This is a genomic window from Yersinia sp. 2542 StPb PI (genome assembly GCF_048593855.1).
Taxonomy (GTDB): Bacteria; Pseudomonadota; Gammaproteobacteria; order Enterobacterales; family Enterobacteriaceae; genus Yersinia; species Yersinia enterocolitica_E.
The window spans coordinates 1-811 of the sequence record NZ_JAZGQA010000444.1 but is presented as its reverse complement, the minus strand read 5'-3'; the positions used below and the strand labels follow the sequence as shown (position 1 = coordinate 811).

Genomic DNA, 811 nt, shown 5'->3' with positions numbered 1-811 from the left:
GGCCGCCAGGCAAATTCTGTCTAAACTAAACCCGCTATATGTTTCCACACAGCCAGCCAGCCCAATCTCGGAACTTCGCTGAAAATATCAATCTTTCAAATCTAAAACACCTTTGGTGTTGTAAGGTTAAGCCTCACGGATCATTAGTACTGGTTAGCTCAATGCATCGCTGCACTTACACACCCAGCCTATCAACGTCATAGTCTTTAACGTTCCTTCAGGGGGCTTAAAGCCCCAGGGAAGACTCATCTCGAGGCAAGTTTCCCGCTTAGATGCTTTCAGCGGTTATCTCTTCCGAATTTAGCTACCGGGCAATGCCATTGGCATGACAACCCGAACACCAGTGATTCGTCCACTCCGGTCCTCTCGTACTAGGAGCAGCCCCTCTCAATCTTCCAACGCCCACGGCAGATAGGGACCGAACTGTCTCACGACGTTCTAAACCCAGCTCGCGTACCACTTTAAATGGCGAACAGCCATACCCTTGGGACCTACTTCAGCCCCAGGATGTGATGAGCCGACATCGAGGTGCCAAACACCGCCGTCGATATGAACTCTTGGGCGGTATCAGCCTGTTATCCCCGGAGTACCTTTTATCCGTTGAGCGATGGCCCTTCCATTCAGAACCACCGGATCACTAAGACCTACTTTCGTACCTGCTCGAGCCGTCACTCTCGCAGTCAAGCTAGCTTATGCCTTTGCACTAACCTCACGATGTCCGACCGTGATTAGCTAACCTTCGTGCTCCTCCGTTACTCTTTGGGAGGAGACCGCCCCAGTCAAACTACCCACCAGACACTGTCCTCACCCC

The 811-nt window shown here is 51.9% G+C and carries 1 rRNA gene; it reads right to left on the bottom strand.

What is annotated here, in order from left to right:
- Nucleotides 1-122: 122 nt before the first annotated feature.
- Nucleotides 123-811 (bottom strand): 23S ribosomal RNA (locus tag V1952_RS22190); the annotation flags it as partial.